The organism is Actinoplanes sp. NPDC020271 (assembly GCF_044388125.1).
Lineage (GTDB): Bacteria > Actinomycetota > Actinomycetes > Mycobacteriales > Micromonosporaceae > Actinoplanes.
In genome coordinates, this window is sequence record NZ_JBIRWQ010000016.1 from 42,656 (window position 1) to 67,749 (window position 25,094).

A 25,094-nucleotide genomic window follows, 5' to 3' on the forward strand; every position below is an offset into this window, starting at 1 on the left:
GTGCCGCGAACGGGGAGGCCGTCACGAATGCGGGCACGGCGGGTGGTCGAGCTGCGATCAGTTCCGGTCAGCTGACTCCGTGACCGGGGCGGATCGCTGGGCCGGCACGAGCGGCTGGAAGTCGGCGGGGCGCAGGCGGGCGGTGCGGCGGCGGTACTCGGCGGCCATGCCGGGCCAGTTCGTGACGATGCGGCCGCTCGCGGTGCGGTACCAACTCTGGCAGGACGCCCACACGCTGCCGGTCAGACGGGACTGCAGCTCCTGGTCATAGTCGGCCGCGACCTCCGGTCGTACCTCCATCGGGTGTTGATTTCGAGTCAGATGACGGACGGCCTGGACGATCCAGCGGGCCTGCGCCTCGTGGAAGAAGACCACCGAGGTGTTGCCGGTGTTCGTGTTCGGGCCGTAGACCAGGAACATGTTGGGAAAGCCGGGCACCGCCATGCCGAGGTAGGCGTGCGCGCCGTCCTTCCACGCCGCTTCCAGGGACTCGCCGTCACGCCCGGTGACCTTGATCGGGACCAGGAAGTCGGTGGCCGCGAACCCGGTGCCGTAGACCAGCACGTCGGCCCGGTGCTCGGTACCGTCCGCGGTCCGGACCGCGTCCGGGGTCACCGCGACGATCTGCTCGGTGACCAGGTCCACGTCCGGCCGGGCCAGGGCGGGCAGCCAGGCGTTCGTGAACAGGACGCGCTTGCAGCCCATCGGCTCGTCCGGGGTGACCTTGCGGCGCAGCTCCGGGTCGCGGACCTGCCAGCGACGCTGCGCGACCGAGATGGTCCGCAGCAGCGCGCCGGCGGCCCGGTTGCCGGTCACCGCGAGTCCGGTGACGACGGTCATCAGCCACGTTCCGGCGCGCGCCGGGCCCATCAACGCGGGCAAGAACCCGTAAAGAGCTTTGCGCGTACGCCCGTAGCGGCGCTCCGGTTTGGGCAGCGTCCACGGCGCGGTCCGCTGGAAGACCGTCACGTGCGCGGCGACGCCCGCAATGGCCGGGACCAGCTGGATCGCGCTCGCGCCGGTGCCGATCACGGCGACCCGCCTGCCGGTGATCGGCACGGACGCGTCCCAGGTGGCGGTGTGCATGGCCGGACCGGTGAACCTTCCCGGCAGGGCCGGGACGATCGGGCGGGACAGCTGGCCGACCGCGGGGATCAGCACGTCGGCTTCCAGGGTCTCGCCGGTCGTGGTGGTGACCTGCCAGAACGCGCCGGTCCAGGTGGCGGCGGCGACCTCCGTACCGCATCGGATCCGGTCGGCGAGGCCGAACCGCTCGATGCAGTCGTCGAGGTAGGCGAGAATCTCCCGCTGGGGTGGGAAGCGGCTGCTCCAGGCGGGGTTCTGCGCGTAGGAGAACGAGTACAGCGGCGCGGGGATGTCGCAGGCGCAGCCCGGGTAGAGGTTGTCGCGCCAGACGCCGCCGGGGCGGTCGGCCTTCTCCAGCATGGTGAGGTCGGTGAAGCCGGCCTTGAGCAGGGCATTCGCGACCGCCACGCCGCCGAAGCCGGTGCCGATGACGATGATGCGGGGGCTCATCGCTTCGCCGCCCGGGGTGCTCGCGCCGGAGGTGCGGGTGGTCATCGCTTCTCCGCCCGGGGTGCTCGCGCCGGAGGTGCGGGTGGTCATCGCTTCTCCGCCGGGATCAGGCGCAGGGCGGCGGGCGCGGTTTCCGGCACCACCGGCCGACGCGGTATGACCGGACTTATCGCCACATAATCGTCGCCGATCGCCGGGCGCACCTCGGGGTCCCCCGCGTTCGGCCAGAGCGCGACCGCCCGTTCGGCCAGCGCAGTGATCGTCAGCGACGGGTTCACCCCGAGGTTCGCGGCGACCACCGAGCCGTCGATCACGTGCAGGCCCGGATGCCCGTAGAGCCGGTGATAGGGGTCGACGACCGCCCCGATCGCGCAGCCGCCGATGAAGTGGCCGGTCACCGGCTTGCCGACCAGCTCGGTGCAGGAGCCCAGCGGCACCCCGTCGACCTTCTCCGCGGTGCGACGGGCGACGTCGTGCGCGGCCGGGACCCACTCCGGGTTCGGCTCACCGATGCCGGGCCTGCTGGTCAGGCGCCCGCGGCGGCGGAACACCGTGATCGAGTTGTCCAGCGGCTGCATCGCCAGCAGCACCACGGTCTGTCGCGACCAGTCCCTCGGGGACAGGTAGAGCCGCAGGTCACGGCCCGCTGTGGCGAGCTGCTTCAGGCCGGCCCACCAGCGCGGCCGGCGGCCGGCGTCGTCGACCATGACGGTGGAGAGCAGGGCGAGCAGGTTGCTGCCCGGCCCGTACCGCACCGGCTCGACGTGCGTGTTCTCGTCCGGGTGGATCGACGAGGTAATCGCGACGCCGTGACTGTAGTCGCGGTCCCTGCGGCGGGTGCGCGCGCCGAGGATCGACTCCGAGTTGGTGCGGCTCAGCTCGCCCAGGCGCGGGGAGACGGCCGGGAGGCTGCCACGGTCGCGCAGACGGTGCAGCAGCCGCTGGGTGCCGAGCGCGCCGGCCGCGAAAACGACCTGCTCGGCGGTAAAGGTGCGTTTCCGCAGACCACCGGTCCGCCGGGTGCCGACGGTGTACCCGCCGCCGGGCCGCGGCCGGACGTCGCGGACCGTGGTCATCGGGTGAACCGTCGCGCCCGCCCGCTCGGCCAGATACAGATAGTTCTTGACCAGGGTGTTCTTGGCGTTGTTGCGGCAGCCGGTCATGCAGGACCCGCACAGCGTGCACGTCCGCCGGGCCGGGCCGGCGCCGCCGAAGAACGGGTCGGGCGTCTCGGCGCCGGCTTCGCGTCCGAAAAGGACCCCCACGGGCGTACGCCGGTAGGTGTGCCCGACCCCGAGCTCCTCCGCCACTGCCCGCAACGCCCGGTCGGAGTCGGTCTCCACCGGGTTCACGGTCACGCCGAGCATCCGTTTCGCCTGGTCGTAGTACGGAGCGAGCTCGGCTTTCCAGTCCGTGACGGCGGACCACTGCGGGTCGGCGTAGAACGCGTCCGGCGGCTCGTACAGCGTGTTCGCATAACCGAGGGACCCACCCCCCACCCCCGCTCCCGACATGATCAGTACGTTCTTGAGCAGCGTCAGGCGCAGGATGCCGTAGCAGCCCAGCGCAGGCGCGTAGACGTAGTCGCGCAGCCGCCAGGACGTCTTGGCGAACTGCTCGTCGGCGAACCGGCGGCCGGCCTCGAGAACGCCGACGCGGTAGCCCTTCTCGGTCAGCCGCAGCGCGGTCACGCTGCCGCCGAACCCGGAGCCGATCACGAGGACGTCGTAGTCGTACGACATCGCCGTAGCATCACGCCCTTATTGGCAACATGTCAACAACGCGTTTCCGGTCTCGCTCACACCGCGAATCCACCCCCTCGACACTGCCGCTTCCCCTCTTGTCCCGGCATGGTGCTCGGGTGACGTCCCTCGCCCACGACCGCCGTGGCTCCGGGCCGCCGTTGCTGCTGATCCACGGCATCGGCAGCCGCCGGCAGGTCTGGTCCCCGATCCTCGATCTCCTCGCCCCGCATCGCGAGGTCATCGCCATCGACCTCCCCGGCTTCGGCACCTCTCCTCTCTGGCCGCCACTCCCCACCGCCGACAACACCACCCACCGAGCCGCCCCCGGTCAGGCGTCGCGCCGGGTCGTCCCCGGGTCGGTGCCGCACCTCGCCGACCTGGTCGAGTCGTTCCTGGACTCGCTCGGCCTCGGCGCCGTCGACGTCGGCGGCAGCTCGATGGGCGGCGGCATCGCCCTCGAACTCGGCCGCCGTGGCCGCGCCCGTGCCGTCACCGCCTTCTCCCCGGTCGGCTTCTGGCCGCCCGGCGGCGGCCGGTGGTGCCGTTTCGTCGTCGGCGCGGCCCACGCCGGCAGCACCGCGCTCGCCTCCTCGCTCCCTCGTCTCCTGGCCACCCGTGCCGGCCGCACGGCCCTGTGCTCGGTCTTCTACGCCCACCCGGGCAGCCTGAACCCCGCCGGCTGCCTGGCCGACGCCCGGGCGCTCGCCGGTGCCCCCGGTTTCCACTCCTCCCGTTCCGCTTTCCGCCACCTCACCCCGTGGTCCGCCGCGGACCTCGGCGCTCTGGCCGCCATCCCGGTCACCATCGCCTGGGGCACCCGGGACGCTGTCCTTCCCTATCGCCGTCAGGCCTTCCGTGCCCGCACCGCCCTGCCCGCCGCCCGTCACGTCCCCTTGCCGGGCTGCGGCCACCTCCCCTTCCCCGACGCACCACGACGCTGCGCCGATCTGCTCCTGCATCCCGCCGCGGTGTGAGCTCCCGGCGCTGAGGAGAGCCTGAACCCTGCCCTCGGGGCAGAGTCAAACGCCGCATCGGGCACGCCGACGGCCAGGCTGATCGGTTCCGGCCATCACCAGCCGACGGGAGAGACCAGCAGTCCGGAAGAGGCAGCAGTCCGGAAGAGGCAGCAGCCGGGAAGAAACCAGCAGCCGAGAGGGTCAGCGCCAGTAGGCGAGGAGGAACTGCGCGTCCACCGGCGTCCCCGACGGACCCCGGCAGACCACCCGTACGGCGGAATTCCGGTCCCGGGGGTCGACGACGCAGACAGCGTCGCCGGCATACGGCGTGACCTGCACGTTCCCGCCGTCGGCAAGCACACCCGGCAGACTCACGAGATAGTGACCCACCGCCGCCCGGCTGACCGTGTTCGATCGTCCCGCGCCGTTGAACTGGTAGTCCCCGGTCGCGGTGTACCCGGCTTCCGACGGCCGATCGGCTCGCAGATAGGCCCCGCCGTCGGCCCCCACCGTGAACGACACCGCGAATCGCGAGTCCACGGCCTGCGCCGCGGCGTCGCGGCAGCGGACCCGGACGGCGAGATAGTTGCCCTCGGGATAGGTGAACCACCGCTCGACGCCGCACACCGTCGCCGCCTCCCCGACGGCGGACACCTTCACGGTCCCGCCGGCCGCCTGCTCCTGCCGTCCGAAATAGACCACGTAGGAGCCGACGTCCTCCCGGTCCGCCGAGTTGATCCCGCCGGCCGAGTTGTATCCGTACGCGTCCTCAACCGTCTGACTGGTCCGCCCCGGATCGCCCAGCCGCAGGTAGGCCGCCGTCCCACCGCCGTCGCGCAGGTACCGGTACCGGGCCGAGAAGCCGCTGTCCGCCGCCGCCCCGGATCGGTCGAAGCAGGCCACTTCGACCTGCTCGTCGTCACCGTCGGGCCGCCAGTCCGTGAGTGTGCAGATCCGGTCGTCGGCGGTGACCGGCGTGACCTCGGCCACGCCACCGTCCTGCCCCAGCTTGCCGAAGGTCACGCGGTAGCGGCCCACGGCCGTACGCTCGATCCGGTTTTCCGATCCGGCCGAATTGCACTGCCCGGCGGGTCGGTAGCGCTCCTGAGCGGGCTGGTCGGCGAGCACCGTCCCGGACCGTCCGTGCGCCGCCACCGGGCAGTCATGATGCACCGGTTTCGGCTTGGCCGCCCAGGTCACCACCATGATCATGATCGGCAGTACGCCCCCGGCCAGGGCGACGAGCGCGACCAGCGCGCTGATCCGCGGCTCGGACGGGCCGGGCCGCGGGCCGGGTGCGATCCAGTCGCCGACCGCGGCCATCGCGCGGGATCCGAATCGATCGATCCGGGTGCGCCAGTCCGAGGCGGTCCGCGCCGGGGTCAACGGCACTCCGCGGCGGCGCACGCTCTCTCCTGGGCCGCGGCCGGGGTCGTCGCCGGAGCGGGGGCCGGGGTGGTCGCCGCGGGCGCGGTGGCCGGCGCTTTCTTCGGCTTGGACTGCGGTTTCGGCTTGATCGGGGGCGCCGGCGAGGAGGTCCGGGCCGGCGCGGGGGTCCGGGCGGCCGGGGCCGGGACCACCGCTGCGCGCGGCCGGGCCGGTGGCTCCGACTTGCGCGCCGCACGCGGCTGCGGCGTCGGCTCGCGCGTGGGGACGGGTTCAGTAGCCGGTGGAGGAGACGCGGACGGAGCCTCCTCCGCCGGCGTTTCACCACCGGGCAGAACGGTCCGAACCGGATCCTCCGGCGCGAGAATCACCCGGGCCGGCGCGCTCGGCGAGGCGGTCGTGGCCACCGTCCCCGGCGGCAGGCTCCCGGCGATCGGGCCGAGCGCCCGTCCCGCCGCCGCCCCGGTGGACCCACCGCAGCCGGACAGCGTCATCCCGGCCAGCACCACGGCCACCAAGAGGGTTCGCCCTCGAATCACCGAACCTCCACCACACCCGTCTGATCCTCAAACGACCCACGGCGGGAACGGTGATGCGGCCCGCGTACCCCGGCTGCCACACTGCCCATCGGTGGAACAACGAGCAGCACCCGACGAGGAGCGCGCCGACATGACTCTGAGCGACGCCGCGAAACTGCTGGCACAGGCCCGCCACGTGGTGGTCTTCACCGGCGCCGGGATCTCGGCGGAGAGTGGCGTGCCCACGTTCCGTGACGCGCTGACCGGGCTCTGGTCCCGTTTCGACGCGCAGTCGCTGGCCACCCCGCAGGCCTTCCAGGAGGACCCGGACCTGGTCTGGGGCTGGTACGAGTGGCGCCGCCGGCTCGTCCAGCAGGTTCGCCCCCATCACGGCCATCTCGCCGTCGCCCGGATGGCCGCGTGGGCCCCGCAGCTGACCGTGATCACGCAGAACGTCGACGACCTGCACGAACGCGCCGGTTCGGACGCACCGGTCCACCTGCACGGCAGCCTGTTCGCGCCGCGCTGCGTCTCCTGTCTGCACCCCGCGCCGCTGCCCGAGACCGTGGAGCAGCCCGGCGAGGGCAGCCGCATCCCACCACCACGCTGCACGCTCTGCGGCGACCTGGTCCGGCCTGGGGTGGTGTGGTTCGGCGAGCAGCTGCCCGAGGAGGCGCTGTTCGCCGCCGCGCAGGCCGCTTCGCGGTGCGATCTGCTGCTGACCGTCGGCACGTCCGGGCTGGTCTATCCCGCCGCTGAGATCCCCCGGCTGGCCGCCCGCTCGGGTGCCGCCGTCATCCAGGTGAACCCGCAGGCCACACCGCTCGACCCGATCACGGCGGCCAACCTGCGCGGGGCGGCCGCCGAGATCCTGCCGGCCCTGGTCTCGGCCGCCTGGGGCTGAGGTGGGGCGGTGCTCACGACGTACTGCCGCGTGGTGGCCGCGACCGGCAGCGCGGAGCGACCGGCGGCAGAGACCGTGAGCAGGGGGAACGCCGCCGGGTTTCAGCGGGGCAGCGGGAGACTGCGCAGCGGCCCCTTGCGCACCTTGTTCGACCCGGTCTTCGGCAGGTCGCCGACCACGTCGACGTAGACCGGGATCTTGTAGGTGGCCAGACGGCCGCGGAGGAACGCCGGCACGTCGTCCGGTGCGAGCGACGAGCCCTGGCGCGGCACGACGAACGCCCGTCCGACCTCGCCCCATCTCGGGTCGGGCACGCCGACCACGGCGACCTCGGCCACCGACGGATGCTCGAAGATCGCGGCCTCGACCTCGGCCGGATAGACGTTCTCGCCGCCGGAGATGAACATGTCCTTGATGCGGTCGACGATCCGGAAGTGGCCGTGCTCGTCGACGACCGCCACGTCGCCGGAGCGGAACCAGCCGCCGTTCTCGAACGCCGCCGCGGTGGCCTGTGGGTCGTTCCAGTAACCGGGGGTCACGTTCGGTCCGCGGACCAGCACCTCGCCGCGCTCCCCCGGATCAGTTTCGGTCAGGTCGGGCCGGACGCAGCGCACGTCGGCGAAGAACACCGGCAGCCCGGCCGAGCCGGCGTGCTCGCGACTCTCGCGCGCCTCCAGGAAGGTCGCGCCGGGCGCGGTCTCGGTCATCCCGTAGCCCTGGCAGAACAGCAGGCCACGCTCCTGATAGCGGTGGATCAGCGCCTCGGGCACCGACGCGCCGCCGGTCATCAGGCAGCGGATCGAGCCGAGGTCGGCGTCCGCCCAGCGCGGGGACTGGCTGAGTCCGGCGTACATCGTGGAGACACCGAACATCCAGGTCACGCGATGCTCGGCGATGAGGTCGAAGCAGGCGTCGACGTCCCAGCCCGGCATGATCACCGAGGTGGCGCCCTTGAGGAACGTCGGCAGCAGGCACTGGTCGAGCGCCGCGACGTGGAAGAGCGGGGCGCTGACCAGGGTGACCTCGTCGCCGGCGACGTCGACGCAGACCAGCAGGTTGTAGCAGTTCCAGACCAGGTTGCCGTGGGTGAGCATCGCGCCCTTGGGGTGGCCGGTCGTCCCCGAGGTGTAGAGGATGCAGGCCACGTCGTCGAGCGCAACCATTTCATCCGGATAGATCGGATCCGCGGCCGGAAGCTCGTCGGCCGGGAAAGTGACCGGCGCGCTGACCGGAGGCATGCCCGGCGCACTGATCAGAACCGCCGCGCCACTGTGGTCCAATTGGTATTCGATTTCGGTCGCCGTGAGACGGAAGTTCAACGGCACGAAGATCGCGCCCAGGGCCCACGTCGCGAACATCGACTCCACGAACGACGGATGATTCGGACCGAGATAGGCCACCCGATCGCCCCGCCGCACCCCGGACTCACGGAGTGCGGCGGCGAGCCGGGCGATCCGCACGTGCAGCTCGGCGTAGGTCACCCGCCGGCCCTCGAAGATCAGCGCGACGCGCCCGGGCGACATCGCCGCCCGGCGCGCCGGCCAGGAGCCCAGCCCCGCATTGTGCATGGTCACACCTCAGAAGTACTGGCGGTAGACGGTGCGGGCGACGCAGGCCGGCTTGTCGACGCCGTCGATCTGCACGGTGAAGTCGAACGTGCTCTGCGTGCCGCCGGGCACGTCCTCGACGCTGACCACCTTCGCGGCCAGCCGGATCTTCGAACCGACCCGGACCGGGTGCGGGAAGCGGACCTTCTCCAGCCCGTAGTTCACGCCCATCTTCGTCCCCTCGACCTTGAGCAGGTCACCGAAGAGCGGGATGACCAGCGACAACGTCAGGTAACCGTGCGCGATCGGGCCGCCGAACGGGCCGTCCGCGGCACGCTCCGGGTCGACGTGGATCCACTGGTGATCACCGGTCGCGTCGGCGAACGTGTTCACCCGCTCCTGGGTGATCTCCAGCCATTCGCTGGCGCCGAGGTCCTTGCCGGCCAGGGCCTTGAGCTCGTCCAGGCCGTTCACGATCGTGGTCACTTCTCTCCTCCAAAAAGCAGACGGGCGGCGTTCAACTTCACGATCTTTTCCCGTACGGCGTCCTTCAGCTCCAGCTTCGCGAAGTCCGCCAGCCAGCGATCCGGCGTGATCACCGGATAGTCCGAGCCGAACAGCACCTTGTCCTGGAGCAGGCTGTTCGCGTACCGCACGAGCTGGGGCGGGAAGTACTTCGGGGACCAGCCGGACAGGTCGATGTGCACGTGCTCCTTGTGGGTGGCGACGGCAAGCGCCTCGTCCTGCCACGGGAACGACGGATGGGCCAGGATGATCCGCAGATCCGGGAAGTCCACGGCCACGTCGTCGACCAGCATCGGGTTGGAGTACTTGAGGCGGATACCGCCCCCGCCGCGCACGTTCGCGCCGATCCCGGTCTGGCCGGTGTGGAAGAGCGCGACCGCGCCGAGCTCCTCGATCGCCTCGTAGAGCGGGTAGGCGAGCCGGTCGTCGGGCGCGAACCCCTGGATGCTGGGGTGGAACTTGAAGCCTCGGACCTTGTACTGCTCGACCAGTCGCCGGGCCTCGCGGACGCCGGCTTTCCCCTTGTGCGGGTCGATGCTGGCGAACGGGATCAGCGTGTCCGGATACTTCGCGCAGCTCTCGGCGATCTCCTCGTTGGTGATGCGCGGGTGGCCGGTGGCATGCTCGGCGTCGACGGTGAAGACGACCGCGGCCATGGTGCGCTCTTCGTAGTAGGCCGCCATCTCGTCGATCGTGGGCTGTCGGTGGTCCTGCGCCTTGAAGTAATCCGCGCTGGCGCCGAGGAGCTCGGGGCTCAGTGAGCCGTGACCGTCCTTGCTGACCTCGGCGTGCGTGTGCACGTCGATGGCGGCGAGATCGTCGACGTTCATGACGGGATCCCGTAGGTCTCCGGCGCGAAGTTCCAGGTGCCGGCGATGTCGTCGGCCGACCATCCGCCGTCCTTGTAGAGCACCTCGCGCTCGGCCGGGTGCGACCAGAGCGCCAGCTTGTCCCCGCCGACGCCGATCGCCTGCCCGGTGATCCCCTTCGAGGCGTCGGAGGCCAGGAACGTGATCAAACCGGTCACGTCCTCCACCGTCCCGAGCCCCTCGTCGTGGCGCAGCCAGGCCGGATAGGGCTGCCCGGTCCGCTCGGCCTCCTCGATCGCGGGCGCGAACGCCGGGATCGTCTTGGTCATCTCGGTCGCCGCGACCGGCACCACCGCGTTGACCGTGATCTCGTTGCGGGCCAGCTCCAGGGCCCACGTGCGGGCCATCGCGGCGATCCCGGCCTTGGCCGCCGCATAGTTCGTCTGCCCGAAGTTGCCGCGCTGCCCGGCCGGCGAGCCGATCAGGATGATCCGGCCGCCGGTGCCCTGCTCCCGCATCCGGATCGCGGCGGCCCGGGCGCAGGTGAACGTGCCGCGCAGGTGTGTCCTGATCACCGCGTCGAAGTCGTCGTCGGTCATCTTCCAGAGGACCCGGTCGCGCAGGATGCCGGCGTTCGTGATCAGCACGTCGAGCTTGCCGAACGCCTCGACCGCGGCCGCGACCAACCGCTCCGCGCTCTCGGCGTCGCCGACCGCGGCGGCGACCCCGACGGATCCGGGCACCTCGGCCACCGCCGCGTCGACCGCGGCCCGGTCCACGTCGTTGACGACGACGGACGCGCCGGCCGCGGCGAGCGCCTTGGCGTATGCCAGCCCGAGGCCCCGGCCGCTACCGGTGACGACGGCGACCTTGCCGCTCAGATCCATGTGTCTCAACCTCTCACGAAGACGGTGGGCGGCGCGACGGGTCCGGGCCCCGCAGCCCGTCGAACTCGGTACACCCATCACAATTAACAGGATTCCTGTTGATCTGGAGTCTCACGGATAATCAGGTTTCCTGTCAACGGGGTAATGTCGCAGCATCTTTCAGCACCCCGGAGGGCCCCATGCCGTCGCTGCTCTACCTGGTGAAACAGCTCGAGTTGGCCGTCCGCGCCCGGCTCGACGAGGTGGTCCGCGGACACGGCATCACCGCCCTGCAATACACGTCACTCACCGTCCTCGAACGGCACGACGGGCTGTCCGCGGCCCAGCTCGCCCGGGACTCGTTCGTGACCGCGCAGAGCATGGCGGACATGGTGCGCGCGCTGGAGAACCGCGGACTGATCCGCCGGGAACGGAACCCGGCCAGCCGGCGGGAACTGCTGATCCATCTGACCGACGGCGGGCGGGGGTTGCTGGCGGCGGTGGCCGAGCCGGTCCGGGAACTGGAGGGCCGGATGATCGCCAAGCTGACGGAGAACCAGGCGGCGGAGTTGCGGCAGTCGCTGATCACGGCCTGGCAGTCGCTCGCCTGAGCGGCAGGGGCGCGCCGCTCCACCCGCAAGCAACCCGCCGCCGAAGACGAAGAATGAGCGCTGAGCGAAAGATCGCACCGATACCGCCCCCGTGGGGCAGCATTCGCCGAGTGGCACTTGCGGGGAACCGCACCGCCCGGAGTTCTCCGCCGGGCCGGACGGCGGCCGATAGGAGCGGCGTGCAGACCCGCGGACCCGAGACCGGTGACGAGGCATGACCGGTCGTACCCGGGGTGGCCCGCGCCACCTGTGGTGGGTCTACCTGCTGGTGACGTCCGCGCTCGCGGTCGTCTACCTCACCGTGCCGTTCACCGCGGAAACCCGGTGGATCTACGTGGTGGTGAACAGCACCGCCCCGATCGCCACCTGGATCGGCCTGCGCGGGCACGTCCCGCAGCGGCGCGGGGGCTGGCTGGTGATCGGCCTGGGCCTGGCCTTCTCCGCGGCCGGGGACGTGATCTTCGCGGTGCACACCGCCCGTCACGGCACGCCCGCGTTCCCGTCCTCGGCCGACGTGCTCTACCTCTTCGGCCACCTGACGATCGCGGCCGGCACGGCGATGCTCGCGTCCCGCGCCGGGCGGACCGCCTTCGTCGACGCCGCGGTGATCCTCTCCCCGCTGGCCGGGATCGCCTGGATCCTGGTGGTCGACCCGACGCTGAGGGTGGGCGGCAGCCTGACGGCCCGGTTCTTCGCGATGTCGGCGCCGGTCAACACGCTGATCGTGGTCTACTGCGCGCTCGCGCTGGCACTCGGCGTCGAACTGCGCGCGCCGGGCGTGCGCTGGCTGCTCTCGGGCCTGGTGGCCTGGTTCGTCTCCGACGCGCTCTACACGCATCAGGGGCTGACCGGGTCGTACCGGGAAGGGGGTCTGATCGATCTGGGCTGGATGGCGATGCCGATCCTGCTCGGCACGGCCGCGCTGCACCCGTCGATGGTGGCGACCGCGCCCCGGCGGTCGGCGATCACCACGCTGACGCTGACCCGGGCGCTGATCCTGTTCGGCGCGGCGCTGCTGCTGCCCTGTCTGCACCTGTTCTGGGAGCCGGGCTCGGACACACCGCTGGTGCTCGGCTCGGCGCTGTCGATGGCGCTGGTCGCGGTCCGGCTGGCCGGTCCGATCCACGAGCTGTCCTGGCGGGCCGGGCACGACATCCTGACCGGGCTGGTCAACCGCAGCCTGCTGATGGACCGCCTGGCGCCGGCGCTCAGCTCGATGCCACACACCCCGCAGGCCCGCGTCGGGCTGCTCTTCTGCGACCTGGACCACTTCAAGGACGTCAACGACAGCCTCGGCCACGACGCCGGTGACCAGCTCCTGATCGAGATCAGCACCCGGTTGCGGGCCGCGGTCGGGGACAGCGACGTGGTGTGCCGGCTCGGTGGCGACGAGTTCGTCATCCTGATGCCGGAGACCACCGAGGAGCAGGCCGCGCAGATCGCGGACCGGGTCGCCGAGTACCTCGGACGGCCGATGCGCCTCGCCGACGGCACCGAGTTCTTCGCGTCGCTCTCGATCGGCCTGCGCACCACCGCCGACCGCGACGCCGACCCGGACGCCCTGGTGCAGGACGCGGACACCGCGATGTACCAGGCCAAGGCGGCCGGCCGGGGCCGGATGGTGCGGTTCGACGCGGAGATCCGGGCCGAGGCGGCGCAGCGGCTGCGGATCGACGCCGACCTGCGGCGCGCACTGAGCCACCCGGGGGAGATCTTCTGCGTCTACCAGCCGGTGTTCCGGGTCGACGACGGGCGGCTGAGCTCGGTCGAGGCGCTGGTCCGCTGGCGGCACCCGGCCGACGGCGTGCTGCCGCCGGCCGTGTTCGTGCCGATCGCCGAGGCGGCCGGCACGATCGCGCAGGTGTTCGCGGTCGTCCTCGACCAGTCCCTGACCGAGCAGCGCGGCTGGTTCGACCGGACCGGCCGCTGGATCCCGGTCGCGGTCAACCTGTCACCGCGTCAGCTCGACCAGACCACGGCCCAGTTCGTGCTGACCGCGCTGGAGCGCACCGGCACCCCGCCGGACATGCTCACCCTCGAGCTGACCGAGACCGGCATGGCCGAGCCCGCGACCGTCGAGGCCGCGCTCGGTCCGCTGCGCCGGGCCGGCGTGAAGATCGCCGTGGACGACTTCGGCACCGGGTACTCGTCGATGGCCCGGGTCGCCGACCACGGCTGGGACGTGGTGAAGATCGACCGGGCGTTCGTCGCCGGGATCCACCGCGACCAGGCCCGCACGTCGCTGGCCGACGCGATGGTGAAGATGGCGCGCGCCCTCGGCATGGTGACCGTCGCCGAGGGCGTCGACAACGCCGCCGACCTGCAGGTCCTCGCGCGGCTCGGCTGCGAGTTCGCCCAGGGTTACCTACTGTCCCACCCCGTCGGACAGGAGGGCATCCTGGAACTGGCCGAGGTCGAGCCGCGCGAGTCGGTGGAGCTACGCCCCGGCCGCGTCGAGGCGGGCCAGCTGACCGGCGTCGAGCTTGATGTCGAGGGCCGGGAGCAGGTCGTCTAGCTGCGCGGGCGTCTTCGGCCCGATCAGCGGCACGACCGACGGCGCGGTCTGGTGCAGCAGCCAGGCCAGCACCGTGCGATTGGGCGTCGACCCCACTTCAAGGGCCACCTCGTTGAGTACGCCGAGACGGGCGTCCGTGTCCGGCCCGGCATAGTTCTCCAGTGCCCACTCGCCGGTCCGCCGCGCCGCCGGGTCGTCGTAGACACCCTTGAGGATCGGCGAGTACGCGACCAGTTGCAGGTCGCGGTGCCGGTCCAGGTATTCCAGCTGCTCCACCCCGACGATCGAGGCGGACGCGTTCCCGGCCTTGGCCCGCAGATAGGAGTGCTGCTGCTGCAGTGCCACCGGTGCTGCCCAGCCGTGCCGGTCGCAGAGCTGCCGGATCGCCTCGAGCCGCCAGGTCCGTACGTTCGACCAGCCCAGGTAGCGCGTCTTGCCCGCACGGACCAGCTCGTCGAGCGCCTCCAGGGTTTCCTCCAGCGGCGTGCTCAGGTCGTCGACGTGCACGTAGTAGAGGTCGACGTGGTCGGTGCCGAGCCGCCGCAGGCTGCCGTCGAGCGCGTGCCGCAGCGTGTCCGCGCCCGCCCCGGCGAAGGTGCGCCGCGCCAGCTCCCAGTTCGCGCTCCCGTCGGCGTTCCAGAGCTCGTCCGAGTACGCCGGGACGGCGCTGCCCTTCGTCGCGAGGAAGACCTGGTCACGGCGGCCCGTGAGGTAGCGCCCGAGGAGTTCCTCGCTCTCGCCGCCCCGGCTGCCGCGGTGTGACCACCACTCGTAGCAGTCGGCGGTGTCCAGGAAGGTGCCGCCCGCGTCGAGGAACCGGTCGAGGATGCGGATGGCGTCGGGTTCGGCGGTGGCGCCGCCCATCTGCATGGCGCCCAGGGCGAGCTGGCTGACCTGAGTGCCGGTTTGACCCAGTTCGATCATTTCCATGACCCGACCGTATGACCTGGAGCGCGCTCCAGGTCAACCACCGGCGGCGACTTCAGTGACGGGAGACACTTTCGATACGAGAGCGTTCCGTTTCCTATCGTGCCGGACTACTGTCCCTATTGAGATACGAGACAGTTCCGTTTCGAAACCGGGGGGAAACACCGGATGAACGCGCAACAACCCCAGACCGCCGGGCATCCCCGACGCTGGGCCATCCTCGCGGTGCTGGTCATCAGCCTGCTCGTGGTGGTTCTCGACAACACCGTGCTGAACGTGGCCCTGCGGATCATCGCGGACCCGCAGCACGGTCTCGGCGCCACCCAGAGTGAGCTCGAGTGGGCCATCAACTCGTACACGCTGGTCTTCGCCGGCCTGCTCTTCACCGCCGGCATCCTCGCCGACCGGATCGGCCGCCGGATCACCCTGGCCGTCGGCCTGGGCCTGTTCGGCATCGCGTCGCTGGTCTCGGCCTACGCGAGCAGCCCCGACCAGCTGATCGGCGCCCGCGCGCTGATGGGCCTGGGCGCCGCGGCGGTCATGCCGTCCACGCTGTCGATCATCGCCAACGTCTTCGAGCCGAAGGAGCGCGGACGCGCCATCGGCGTCTGGGCCGGCGCGGTCGGCCTCGCCGTCGCCCTCGGTCCGATCCTCGGCGGATTCCTGCTGGAGCACTTCTGGTGGGGCTCGGTCTTCCTGATCAACGTCCCGATCGTCATCGTCGGCGTGGCCCTGGTCTTCACCCTGGTCCCCGAGTCGCGTGACCCGAAGCCCGGCCGCATCGACGTGGTCGGCGTGCTGCTCTCCATCGTCGGCCTGACCCTGCTGACCTACGGCGTGATCAAGGGCGGCGAGGACGGCTTCGGCGATGTCCTGGCCTGGGGTCCGATCGTGGGCGCGGTGCTGGTACTGACCGGGTTCGTGTTCTACGAGCGTGGCCTCGAGTTCCCGTCGCTGGACGTGCGGCTCTTCACCAACCGCCAGTTCTCCGCCTCGACCGGCATGATCGGCCTGGTCTTCTTCGCCGCCATGGGCGCGATGTTCTTCGGTGCGTTCTACCTGCAGCTGGTCCGTGGCTACGGTCCGCTCGCCTCCGGCGCGCTGTTCGTCCCGTTCGCGGTCGGCCAGATGGTCTTCGCCCCGATCAGCTCGAACATGGTCAAGAAGTTCGGCCCGAAGCTGGTCAGCACGACCGGCCTGCTGCTGGTCGCGCTCGGTCTGTCCACCTGGCTGTTCATCGGCGCCCAGACCCCGATCGTCGTCGTCGCCCTCGCCTTCTTCGTCCAGGGCGTCGGCATGGCCAACGTGATGCCGCCGGCCACCGAGTCGATCATGTCGGCGCTGCCCCGGGAGAAGGCCGGCGTCGGCTCCGCGGTCAGCAACACCATCCGGCAGCTCGGCGGCGCGCTGGGCGTCGCGGTGCTCGGCGCGATCCTCTCCTCGGTCTACCGGGACAATCTGGCCACCGACGGCCTGCCCGGTGCCGCGGCCGACGCGGCCCGCGAGTCGATCTCCGGGGCGTACGCGGTGGCGGCCCAGGCCGGTCCGGCCGGCGGGAACCTGATCCACAGCGCCAACGAGTCGTTCGTCACCGCGATGCACTGGGCCTCGGCCGGCTCGCTGGTGTTCGCGCTGCTCGGCGCCCTGGTCGCGGCGCTCTTCCTGCCGGGCAAGCGGCCGGCGGGCCCGCACAGCCCGGTTCTCGCCGAGGAGCAGGGCGTAGCCCTGGTCGAGGCGTAACCCAGCGGTAACAATGAACCCCATGACCAGCACGACGACGACCGGCCAGGAGCGCAAGGCTCCTGGCCGGCCCCGCAACGCCCAGGCCGACCAGGCCATCCTCGACGCGGTGCTCACACTGCTGGCGGAAGGGCAGAGCGCGGCGGCCCTCTCCATCGAGTCGGTCGCCGGCAAGGCGGGCGTCGGCAAGGCGACCATCTACCGCCGGTGGGCGAACAAGGAAGCGCTGCTCATCGACGCGGTCCGCAGCATGAAGGGCCCGCTGCCGGAGGTCGGTGGCGTCTCCGCCCGCGAGGACCTGATCGCCCTGGTCACCGCGAACCGGTCGTCCCGGGCCCGGGAGTTCGGCATCGTCACCGCCTGCATCCTGCCCGAGATGCAGCGCGACCCCGAGCTCAACCGGATGCACCACGCCGTGATGGAGCCCCGCCGCGAGCGCATGCGCGAGATCATCCGCCGCGGGATCACCACCGGCGAGTTCCGCGCCGACCTGGACGTCAACCTCACGGTGCTGATGCTCTCCGGCCCGTCGATGATGCTGGGCATGTTCGGCGAGGCGACCGGGGTGGTGGAGGAGGACTTCCCCACCCGGCTGGTCGACGCTCTCCTGCGCGGCGTCGCCGCCTGAGCCGGATTCCTCACCAGCCGAGGTAACTGCGGGTGAGGGCGGCGACATTCTCGACGGCGCGGATGCCCTCCTGCTGGCCGCCGTGCCCGTGGGAGAGCACCGACAGCGCCACGTCGACCTTGTCGCTGCTGACCCGGCCGGTGCTGTTGATGATCCAGCGGTTGTTCTCGGTGGAGCGGGCGAGCCAGCCGTTCTTCTGGGCGGTCTGCTCGCCGCTGAAGGTCGCGGCACTGATGCCCCAGGCCTGGTCGGCGTTGACCGAGGACATCAGGCTCAGGATCTGGTCCCGGGACGCCTGGGTCAGCGGGCTGTCGGTTGCCGTCAGCCGGCCGACCATCCGGGTCTGATCCTCGGCGGTGGTCGTGGTCAGTCCGAAGTTCGCCGCCGGCTCGGTGTCCTTCAGGCCGAGCCGGTCCAGAGCCTGGCGCAGTGCGTCCGGCCCGCCGATCGCGCTGTAGATCTGTGACGCCGCGTCGTTGTCGCTGGCGACGATCATCTTGCGGGCGCGCTCCTTCTCCGCCGCGGTCAGCCCGTGCCCGGTGTCCTGTGCCCGGAGCAGCAGGGCCGCGAGAAGCTCGACCTTGACGACGCTGGCGCTCTCGAACGGGCGATCGCCACGGAAGGCGTACCTCCGGCCGCTCTTGCGGTCGACGAGCGAGACGGCGAAATCCGGGCCGCCGTCGGCGAGTTTGGTCAGGACGCCGGTGAGCCGATCCGTGCGCTCCGCCCAGCTGCCCTTGGCCAGCGACCGGTCGACCTGGTCGCCCTTCTGCGGGCCGGGGAAGACACGACCGGGCACCGCCATCTTGATGTCGGCGCCCAGCGTCTCGAGGTCGCCCTTGCTCAGCCCGCCCACGTTCGCCGGGGGCAGGATCGCCGTCGGCTGACGCCCGGCGAACGCGGCGGCGAGAAAGTCGCGGAAGATCGTATAAGGCATGCCCTCGCCGTTGATCGCCTTGCCGTCCTTCGTGCGGATCGGGCCCGGGGTCTCCCGCCCGACCCAGGTCACCGCGGCCAGGCCGGACGCCCAGCCGGCGGTCCACGCGTCGGACGAGTCGGCGGTGTTCCCGTACTGCTGGGAGCCGGTCTTGGCGGCCGCCGGCACTCCGGGGACACGGCCGTCGTGGTCGACCACCCCGGTCAGCACCGCGCCCACGTCGGCCGCGATGCCACGGTCGACGGCGCGGACCGGTCGCACCTTCGTGCGGTACAGCCCGGCGACCGAGTCGACGAAGTGCCGGTTCACCCGCTCGCCGCCGTTGGCCAGAGTCGCGTAGACGCTGGTCAGGTCGGCCGGGGTGACCGGATAGCGCCCGATGGCGATGTCGGCCCGGGTCTTGCCGGGCGCGAGCTCGCCCTTGAGATCGACCATGGTGGTCTGCTCGTCGTACTTCTCCGGGACGCCGAGCCGCACGGCCAGATCCCGGACGGCCTTCGCGCCGATCTGCTCGGTCAGCGCGTAGAACGGCGTGTTCAGCGAATGCACCATCGCGGTGTCGAGCGGGCAGATCGGGCACTGGAGGTTGTTCAGGTTGTAGAGCGGCGCGCCGCCCCGGTCCGCGAAGACGCGCGGTGACGAGCCGTTGTAGTACGACCGGTAGTTGATGTCGTGCTCCTCGGCGGCCGCCAGCACAATCGGCTTGAACGTCGAGGCCGGCGGCCGGGCGGCCAGCGCGTCGTCGTAGAAGCCCCGGCCCCGGTCACCACCGTAGTAGGCGCGCACCCCGCCGTCCGCCGGGTCGATCGCCACCAGCGCGGAGCGCAACTCGGCCGGCTGTCCCTGGAGGGCCGTGGCGACGGTATCGGTCGCCGCCTGCTGCACGATCGGGTCGAGCGTGGTGGTGACGTGCAGGCCGCCGGTGCGGACCTGCTGCCGGCTGACGCCCGCGGCGGCCAGCTCCTCCTCGACCCGGTCGGTGATCAACCCGATCGGTCCGCCGACGGTGCTCGCGGTCACCGACTCCCGAGCGACCGCCGGATACGGCGTCGTGTCAGCCGTCCCGGCCGGCAGCCACCCGGCGTCGCTCATCGCGCGCAGGATCCACTTCCACCGGTTGAGCGTCCAGCGCGGATCGACGGCCGGGTCGCCACGGGTCGGGTCCTTGACCATCGCGGCGAGAACCGCGCCCTGATCCGCGCTCAGGTGCTCCACCGAGGTGCCGAAGAAGGCCTGCGCGGCGGCCTCGATCCCGTAGGCCCCGCGGCCGAAGTAGATCGTGTTCAGGTAGCGCTCGAGGATCTCGTCCTTGCTGAATCGATGCTCGGCCTTGAGCGCGAGCGCGGCCTCCTTGGCCTTGCGGCCGACCGTGCGCTCCTGGGTCAGGTAGGCGTTGCGCACGTACTGCTGGGTGATCGTGGACGCGCCCTGTCCGCTGTCGTCCACCACGTTCGACCACACCGCCCGCAGCAGCCCGCGCACCGAGACGCCGTGATGGTCGTAGAACCCGCGGTCCTCGGCGGCCAGGAATGCCTGCCGCACGCCCAGCGGCACCTTGTCCAGACGCACGTCGGTGCGGTCGGTCGTGCCGATCCGCGCAAGAACCGTCCGCCCGTCGCGGTAGTACAGCACCGATGCCTGCGGGGGCGCCGGGTCGGCGGGCAGGTCGACGCTCGCGACGTAGACGACGGCCGCCAGGACCGTGACCACCTGCACCGCGACCAGCACCGCGACCACCCGGCGCAGCCATCGCGGCCACCGCCGGAACCAGCGGCCGACGGCCGACCTCGCACGGTGCCGGGCCGAGTTCCCCGCCATACCGGTCCTCCCCCTCGCGTCGCGTCTATGTCCAAGACGACGGCCGAGGCCCGATATGGGTGACGAGGGTGGAAAGGCTCACTTTTCACGTTCGCGGTAAACCGTTGCGCCGTCGAATCCGTACCGGACTCATTTCCGGGCCGGGGCGGCGGGGATCACGCGAAGCCGCGCTCCGGGCGCGCGCTCCGCCGTGGATCCCTCGATCGCTCCGGTACGGCCGGTGCGCCCGGCCGCGGCCCGGTCGAGCGCGGCCCGCAGCCGGCCCTCCTCCCCCGCCCGGTCGCGGTACCACGCGAGGGCCCACGCCCGGTGCAGCCGCCACCCCAGGTCGATCAGCACCTGGTCGGTGAGCCGGTCCCGGTCCCGCGCGGCCGGGCAGTCCCGGTAGCCGGGCCCGTCGCACCGGATGCCGAGCAGGTAGTCCCCGGCCGGGTCGTCGGGGTGCCGGATCGCGATGTCGACCCGTCCGCCCGCGGTCCCCAGCCCGGTCCGCGCCGGGTATCCCCAGGAGCGGACGGTCTCCAGTACCGACTCGACGAATTCGCTGCTCCCGTCGGACTGGTCGGTGCCGGTGTCCCCGGCGCCGCGCTCGACGTAGTCCAGGTAGGCCGCGAGCTGCCGTACCCCCTCGTTCTCGGATTCGGGGACGTCGCGGGACAGGATCGAGGTGACCAGCTCGACGCGGTGCCGGGCCCGGGTGATCGCCACGTTCAGCCGCCGCCAGCCGTTGGGCCGGTTCAGTGCCCCGAAGTTCGCGCTGATCTTCCCGTTCTCGTCGTAGCCGTAGCCGATCGAGAAGATCATCACGTCGCGTTCGTCGCCCTGCACCGACTCGAGGCTCTTGACGAAGAAGCCGTGCAGCCGGTCGTCGGCGACCGCCCGTTCCAGCGCCGGGTGCCCGGCCGCGATCTTCTCCAGCGCGCGGTCGATCGCCTCGGCCTGGGTGACCGAGAACGTGACCACGCCGAGCGTGCGCCCGGGCCGGGTGGTGAAGTGGTGGACGATGCGTTCGGCGACCCGCTCGGCCTCGACCGGGTTGTCCCGGCTGGTCGCGCGGCGGTAGACCCCGGCGACCGGGAACAGCTCGACGCCGGTGTCCGGCCCGCCGCTGCCCGGGGCCGGGAACGTGCTGAGCCGCCCCTGGTAGAAGGCGTCGTTGGCGAACGCGACCAGCGCCTGGTGGCGGCTGCGGTAGTGCCAGGTCAGCCCCATGCCGGGGAACGCGCCGCACGCCTTGGCCAGCTCCAGCACCGACTGGTAGTCGAGCACCTCGGTGTCCGCGGTCGCGTCCGAGGTGAACGCCCGGTCGAAGAAGGACGTGGGTGGCAGCTGGCGGTCGTCCCCGGCGGTGATCAGTGAGCGGCCGCGGTAGATGCAGTTCACCGCGTCGGCCGGGGTGATCTGCGAGGCCTCGTCGAAGATGACCGCGTCGAAGGCGATGTCCGGGGGCAACGACTGGCTCACCGTCAGCGGGGAGGCCAGGACGCACGGGCGCAGAGCGAGCACGACGTCACGGGCTCGGGCGATCAGTTCCCGTACGGGCAATTGGCGGTCCGCTTTCATCGCCTCACGCCGCAGCAGCCCGGCCGCGGTGCTGTCGCCGGACGGACGGCGATCCTCCACCGCCGCGATGATCTCCCGGGCCGCGACCGCCGCGAGTTTCTCGTCGGCCGTCCGGAACTCGGCGACCAGCCGGTCCCGGTCCTCGGCGCGCCAGGGCCGCAGCCGGCTGTCGGCCCGCACCACCGCGTCGACCCAGCCGTGCAGCAGCGCGCGTTCGATCACCGCGGGCACGTCCCGGCTGTCGAGGCGCTGATCGGCGCAGAACTCGACGGCCGCGTCGAGGCCGTGGAAGGTGAGCACGTCGCGGGCGTCGAGGCAGGCGAACCACTCCTCCTGGCCGCTGCTGTCGTCGCGGATCTCGCGCAGGAACGCGGCCGCCCGCCCGTAGTCGGCGAAACGTTCGCGCAGGTCGGGCTGCCGGGACGGGGCGAAACCGGCGAGGACCGCGCGGCTGGCCTCGGCCCACTCCTGGGCGCGCTCGGCCAGCCCGGTGATCGGCCGCAGGTCCCGCAGCGCGTCGACCTGCGCGCCGGTGAGCGGCCCACCGCCGGTGAACCGGCGCGCCTCCGCGGCCCAGTCGACCACCTCACCGCCCGACGGCACGTCCGCCTCCTCGGTCCGGCCGCCGAGGGCCGCCTCGGCCTTCGCCGCCACGGCGCGCAGCTCGCCGAGCCGCAGCGCCTCCGCGTAGTCGAGGGTCCGCCCGGTCGCGGCGTCGAACGCCCGGACCGTGTCGGCGGTCGCGTGCAACGCCGTGACGTGCTCGTTCAGCCAGGTGATGGCGTCCTCGATCGGCCCCGAGACCAGTTCCGGCCGGGCCGCCGGGTAGGGCGCCGGGCGCAGCGTGGCCTGCCAGCGCAGCAACGCGTCGCGGGCCTCGGTGACGACGTGGACCGGCTCGGGGTCGGGGGCCGGCGCGCAGACGTACGCGAGCACCGCCTCGATCCCGGTCTGCGGCGCGGACGCCAGCGCGGCGGTGGCCACCGCGATCGCCTCGTCGAGGGCGGTGAAGTCGGTGCCGCGGCCCTGCCAGTACCGGCCGAGCGCGGTGGCGTACGCGTGTTCCGCCGCCGCCAGCTCGTGCCGCGCCCGTTTCCACGCGACCGCGGTGCTGAGCCGGTCGATCGCGTCCCCGAGATGGGCGGTCGGCAGCACGAACCCGGCCAGCGCCCGCTTGTCCCGCCGGTACGCCGACCGCAGCTTCCCGAATCCCCGGTGGATGGTCGCGAACCGCTCGGCGATCTCCTCCACCGGCTGCGCGAGGATCGCCTCGGAGAAGTACGGCCGCGCCTGGATCTCCGCCCCGACCAGCAGCTCCAGGGCCCGGCGCAGCGCGCTCGCCCCGGTCTGCACCCCGGCCAGCGCGCCCGGGGAGAACCAGAACCGTTCCGGTTTGTGCGTCCGCGCACCCAGCTCGGCGACGGCCGCGACCCGGGCGATGTCGCGGATCGTGGTCGCCTGCGGCAGGCCGAGCTTGGTGGTGACCCGGTTGACCGCGCGGCGGTGCTTCTCGAGCTGCTCGGCCGCCTTGGTGAACGTGCGGGCCAGCTCGTCGGCGTCGGCGGCGGTGAGCCCGCCCAGCTCGACCGGCGCGACGAGCGTGTCCAGCGCGGGCGGCATCGGCAGGTCGGCGGCGGACGGCAGCGCGGTCCACGGCACCCCGGCGCGCTGCTTGACCGCGTCGGCGGCCTCCGCGGCGGTGGCCAGTTCACCGGTCCGGCGGTCGGCGGCCTTGCGCACCGGCGCCAGGTCGGTCGCGGTCAGCCACGAGTCGGCGACCTGCTCCGGGCGCCGCCCGGCGTGGTCGGCGAGCCGGGCCAGCGCCGGGGCGTCGCCCGGCCCGGTCAGCCCGAACGCCTTCGCCGCGGCGTCCGCGATCCGGGCCGACCGGGCCAGCGCGGCCAGTGCCTTCTCGGCCCGGCTCAGCGCCGGGTCGAGCGGCTCCCGGGTGATCACGTCGCGCCAGAGCAGGCCGTCACCGTCGGCCAGCGCGCGCCACGAGCGGGCGAGCTGGTCGGTGGCCTCGTGGACGCGGCGCATCACATCCGGGGTGAGCGAATTCGGGACGATCGTCGGGACCGGTGCGGCGGGCGCGTCGGCGAGCCCGGCGCAGCGGCCGATGATCTCGTGGAGGGTGGCGTTCAGGGGCTGGCGGGGCTCGTTCATCGCGTACGCGAAAGAAGTCAGTTTTTCTCTTCGCTCGCGCAGCGAGCCACGGTCGACGACCGGGCCCTCGGCGGGCACCTCGGGCGCCTCGTCGACCGCGGCGGCCAGCAGCGTCGCCACCTCGCGCCGCCCGGCCTGCTGCCCGTGCAGCTCCAGGATGTAGCGGTCCAGCCCGGCCTCGGCGAGGCGGTTGCGGACCACGTCGAGCGCGGCGACCTTCTCCGAGACGAACAGCACCCGCTTGCCGGCGTGCAGCAGCGCCCCGATCATGTTCGCCACGGTCTGCGACTTGCCGGTCCCGGGTGGACCGTCCATCACGAAGCTGTGCCCGGCCAGGGCCGCGGCCACGCAGGCCCGCTGCGACGAGTCGGCGTCCAGGACCAGCGGTACGTCCTCGGGCGGCGCGAGCCGGTCCACCTCCTCCGGCCGGATCGGGGTGAACTTGAACTCGTCGGTCTGCCGCCGGTGATCAGTAGTGGCCAGCGCGCGGATCACCGGGTGCGCCAGGATACGCTCCTCGTTCTCCTGCAGGTCCCGGTAGATCGCCTCCTTGTGGAAGGTCAGGCAGGTCAGGATCACCGACCGTTCGATGTGCCAGCCGTGCCGCCGCGCCACGGTGTCGGTGAAATCTGACCAGAATCGGTCGACGTTCAGCTCGGCGCCGGGCTCGAGGTGCTTCACCGCGATCCCGGCCTGGCGCAGCCGCAGCGCGAGCGCCGGGTTCAGCACCGGTTCCTCGTCGCGCAGCCGCAGCTCCGGCAGTTCGCCCAGCTCACCGGTGACCAGCTCGGCCGGGAGCAGCAGCAGCGGGCTGGCGTACCCGGCCGACTCCGGCGCGTCCTCGTCGTCGGACTCCGGCCGCCAGTGCAGCAGACCGAGCGCCAGATGCAGCACGGAGACGCCCCGGTCCAGGTATTCCTGCTGGCCACGGCGTTGCATCCGGCGCAGCAGGGGGCCGAGCGAACGTTCGGCGACCTCGGTCCGGAATACGCCGTCCGCCGGCACGCCACCGGGCCCGGTCAGGGCGGCGCGCGCCCCGCGGGTCAGCGCGGTGACGATCTGCCCCGGATCCGGCGAGGTGATCTCCACGAGGTCGGCGTTGCCGCCGGTGAAGTTGATCAGCCGGTTGTTGTCGCCGAGATCGACCAGGCTCTCCCGCCAGGCCCGCAGCGCCGCGTGCACACCGGCCCGGGCCGGCCTCGGCTCCGGCCGGTCTTCCTCAAGGCGGGGTCCCATGCCCCGATTGCAGCATTGCGAGAACCTTTCGCGAGGCAAAACGGCGTTCTTCGTCTTTGTCGCTTTCCGTTCGCCCGGCCTTCGGCAACCCCCGATTTCCCCGTACGCCCGTGAGCCGCCCGTCCCCGCGGCCCGCCACGCCACCCCGGCCGCGGCCCGGC

Annotated in this window: 17 protein-coding genes; 6 read left to right on the plus strand and 11 right to left on the minus strand. The window is 71.9% G+C overall.

Annotated elements, in window-relative coordinates:
* Positions 1-57: 57 nt before the first annotated feature.
* Complete coding sequence (locus tag ACH442_RS29985; RefSeq protein WP_396341466.1) at positions 58-1,626, minus strand: flavin-containing monooxygenase; 1,569 nt, start codon at positions 1,624-1,626, stop codon at positions 58-60.
* Positions 1,623-3,278 carry a GMC oxidoreductase gene (locus tag ACH442_RS29990; protein ID WP_396341467.1) on the minus strand — a complete coding sequence of 552 codons (1,656 nt, stop codon included), beginning with the start codon at positions 3,276-3,278 and terminating at the stop codon, positions 1,623-1,625. The genes ACH442_RS29985 and ACH442_RS29990 overlap by 4 nt, the downstream gene beginning before the upstream one ends.
* A gap of 119 nt (positions 3,279-3,397) precedes the next feature.
* On the opposite strand from ACH442_RS29990, the gene ACH442_RS29995 reads away from it, so the two are divergent.
* Complete coding sequence (locus ACH442_RS29995) at positions 3,398-4,255, plus strand: alpha/beta fold hydrolase (protein ID WP_396341468.1); 858 nt, start codon at positions 3,398-3,400, stop codon at positions 4,253-4,255.
* Between the two features lie 183 nt (positions 4,256-4,438).
* Here ACH442_RS29995 and ACH442_RS30000 read toward each other — a convergent pair whose 3' ends face one another.
* Together ACH442_RS30000 and ACH442_RS30005 are read right to left on the minus strand one after the other, a co-directional pair.
* Positions 4,439-5,644 (minus strand): hypothetical protein, encoded by a 1,206-nt coding sequence (locus ACH442_RS30000; RefSeq protein ID WP_396341469.1) that lies wholly within the window; start codon positions 5,642-5,644, stop codon positions 4,439-4,441.
* A complete protein-coding gene (locus ACH442_RS30005; RefSeq protein ID WP_396341470.1) occupies positions 5,620-6,162 on the minus strand; it encodes a hypothetical protein in 543 nt (180 codons plus the stop codon). Before ACH442_RS30005 ends, ACH442_RS30000 begins: the two co-directional genes overlap by 25 nt.
* A gap of 130 nt (positions 6,163-6,292) precedes the next feature.
* On the opposite strand from ACH442_RS30005, the gene ACH442_RS30010 reads away from it, so the two are divergent.
* Positions 6,293-7,045, plus strand: a complete 753-nt coding sequence (locus tag ACH442_RS30010) for an SIR2 family NAD-dependent protein deacylase (protein ID WP_396341614.1) — start codon at positions 6,293-6,295, stop codon at positions 7,043-7,045.
* A gap of 101 nt (positions 7,046-7,146) precedes the next feature.
* Here ACH442_RS30010 and ACH442_RS30015 read toward each other — a convergent pair whose 3' ends face one another.
* Genes ACH442_RS30015 through ACH442_RS30030 form a run of 4 tightly spaced genes read right to left on the minus strand, consistent with a single transcriptional unit; the run spans position 7,147 to position 10,813 of the window.
* Positions 7,147-8,613: a long-chain fatty acid--CoA ligase gene (locus ACH442_RS30015; protein ID WP_396341471.1), complete on the minus strand. Its 1,467-nt coding sequence runs from the start codon at positions 8,611-8,613 to the stop codon at positions 7,147-7,149.
* 9 nt (positions 8,614-8,622) lie between these two features.
* A complete protein-coding gene (locus tag ACH442_RS30020) occupies positions 8,623-9,078 on the minus strand; it encodes a MaoC family dehydratase (protein WP_396341472.1) in 456 nt (151 codons plus the stop codon).
* Entirely contained in the window at positions 9,075-9,947 is an 873-nt protein-coding gene (locus tag ACH442_RS30025; protein WP_396341473.1) for an amidohydrolase family protein, read from the minus strand. The genes ACH442_RS30020 and ACH442_RS30025 overlap by 4 nt, the downstream gene beginning before the upstream one ends.
* Positions 9,944-10,813: an SDR family oxidoreductase gene (locus ACH442_RS30030; RefSeq protein WP_396341474.1), complete on the minus strand. Its 870-nt coding sequence runs from the start codon at positions 10,811-10,813 to the stop codon at positions 9,944-9,946. Before ACH442_RS30030 ends, ACH442_RS30025 begins: the two co-directional genes overlap by 4 nt.
* 179 nt (positions 10,814-10,992) lie before the next feature.
* On the opposite strand from ACH442_RS30030, the gene ACH442_RS30035 reads away from it, so the two are divergent.
* Both ACH442_RS30035 and ACH442_RS30040 read left to right on the plus strand, forming a co-directional pair.
* A complete protein-coding gene (locus ACH442_RS30035) occupies positions 10,993-11,403 on the plus strand; it encodes a MarR family winged helix-turn-helix transcriptional regulator (protein WP_396341475.1) in 411 nt (136 codons plus the stop codon).
* 214 nt (positions 11,404-11,617) lie between these two features.
* Positions 11,618-13,918: a putative bifunctional diguanylate cyclase/phosphodiesterase gene (locus tag ACH442_RS30040; RefSeq protein ID WP_396341476.1), complete on the plus strand. Its 2,301-nt coding sequence runs from the start codon at positions 11,618-11,620 to the stop codon at positions 13,916-13,918.
* Here ACH442_RS30040 and ACH442_RS30045 read toward each other — a convergent pair.
* Complete coding sequence (locus tag ACH442_RS30045; RefSeq protein ID WP_396341478.1) at positions 13,841-14,848, minus strand: aldo/keto reductase; 1,008 nt, start codon at positions 14,846-14,848, stop codon at positions 13,841-13,843. The two genes, ACH442_RS30040 and ACH442_RS30045, sit on opposite strands and share 78 nt — an antisense overlap.
* A gap of 165 nt (positions 14,849-15,013) precedes the next feature.
* Here ACH442_RS30045 and ACH442_RS30050 point away from each other — a divergent pair, with 165 nt between their 5' ends.
* Together ACH442_RS30050 and ACH442_RS30055 are read left to right on the plus strand one after the other, a co-directional pair.
* Positions 15,014-16,585, plus strand: coding sequence for an MFS transporter (locus ACH442_RS30050; RefSeq protein WP_396341479.1), 1,572 nt, complete (start codon positions 15,014-15,016; stop codon positions 16,583-16,585).
* A 22-nt stretch (positions 16,586-16,607) separates the two neighbouring features.
* Positions 16,608-17,213, plus strand: a complete 606-nt coding sequence (locus tag ACH442_RS30055; protein ID WP_396341480.1) for a TetR/AcrR family transcriptional regulator — start codon at positions 16,608-16,610, stop codon at positions 17,211-17,213.
* A gap of 10 nt (positions 17,214-17,223) precedes the next feature.
* On the opposite strand, the gene ACH442_RS30060 is transcribed toward ACH442_RS30055, so the two are convergent.
* Both ACH442_RS30060 and ACH442_RS30065 read right to left on the minus strand, forming a co-directional pair.
* Positions 17,224-19,968 (minus strand): transglycosylase domain-containing protein, encoded by a 2,745-nt coding sequence (locus ACH442_RS30060; protein ID WP_396341481.1) that lies wholly within the window; start codon positions 19,966-19,968, stop codon positions 17,224-17,226.
* Positions 19,969-20,097: 129 nt separating this feature from the next.
* A complete protein-coding gene (locus ACH442_RS30065; protein WP_396341482.1) occupies positions 20,098-24,933 on the minus strand; it encodes a DUF4011 domain-containing protein in 4,836 nt (1,611 codons plus the stop codon).
* Positions 24,934-25,094 lie beyond the last annotated feature (161 nt).

What these genes read in the sequence shown, in the direction of transcription:
- ACH442_RS29985 (WP_396341466.1), bottom strand. Translation starts at nt 1,626, where the DNA reads ATGACCACCCGCACCTCCGGCGCGAGCACCCCGGGCGGAGAAGCGATG.
- ACH442_RS29990 (WP_396341467.1), bottom strand. Translation starts at nt 3,278, where the DNA reads ATGTCGTACGACTACGACGTCCTCGTGATCGGCTCCGGGTTCGGCGGC.
- ACH442_RS30010 (WP_396341614.1), top strand. Translation starts at nt 6,293, where the DNA reads ATGACTCTGAGCGACGCCGCGAAACTGCTGGCACAGGCCCGCCACGTG.
- ACH442_RS30015 (WP_396341471.1), bottom strand. Translation starts at nt 8,613, where the DNA reads ATGCACAATGCGGGGCTGGGCTCCTGGCCGGCGCGCCGGGCGGCGATG.
- ACH442_RS30025 (WP_396341473.1), bottom strand. Translation starts at nt 9,947, where the DNA reads ATGAACGTCGACGATCTCGCCGCCATCGACGTGCACACGCACGCCGAG.
- ACH442_RS30030 (WP_396341474.1), bottom strand. Translation starts at nt 10,813, where the DNA reads ATGGATCTGAGCGGCAAGGTCGCCGTCGTCACCGGTAGCGGCCGGGGC.
- ACH442_RS30035 (WP_396341475.1), top strand. Translation starts at nt 10,993, where the DNA reads ATGCCGTCGCTGCTCTACCTGGTGAAACAGCTCGAGTTGGCCGTCCGC.
- ACH442_RS30040 (WP_396341476.1), top strand. Translation starts at nt 11,618, where the DNA reads ATGACCGGTCGTACCCGGGGTGGCCCGCGCCACCTGTGGTGGGTCTAC.
- ACH442_RS30045 (WP_396341478.1), bottom strand. Translation starts at nt 14,848, where the DNA reads ATGGAAATGATCGAACTGGGTCAAACCGGCACTCAGGTCAGCCAGCTC.
- ACH442_RS30050 (WP_396341479.1), top strand. Translation starts at nt 15,014, where the DNA reads ATGAACGCGCAACAACCCCAGACCGCCGGGCATCCCCGACGCTGGGCC.
- ACH442_RS30055 (WP_396341480.1), top strand. Translation starts at nt 16,608, where the DNA reads ATGACCAGCACGACGACGACCGGCCAGGAGCGCAAGGCTCCTGGCCGG.
- ACH442_RS30060 (WP_396341481.1), bottom strand. Translation starts at nt 19,968, where the DNA reads ATGGCGGGGAACTCGGCCCGGCACCGTGCGAGGTCGGCCGTCGGCCGC.
- ACH442_RS30065 (WP_396341482.1), bottom strand. Translation starts at nt 24,933, where the DNA reads ATGGGACCCCGCCTTGAGGAAGACCGGCCGGAGCCGAGGCCGGCCCGG.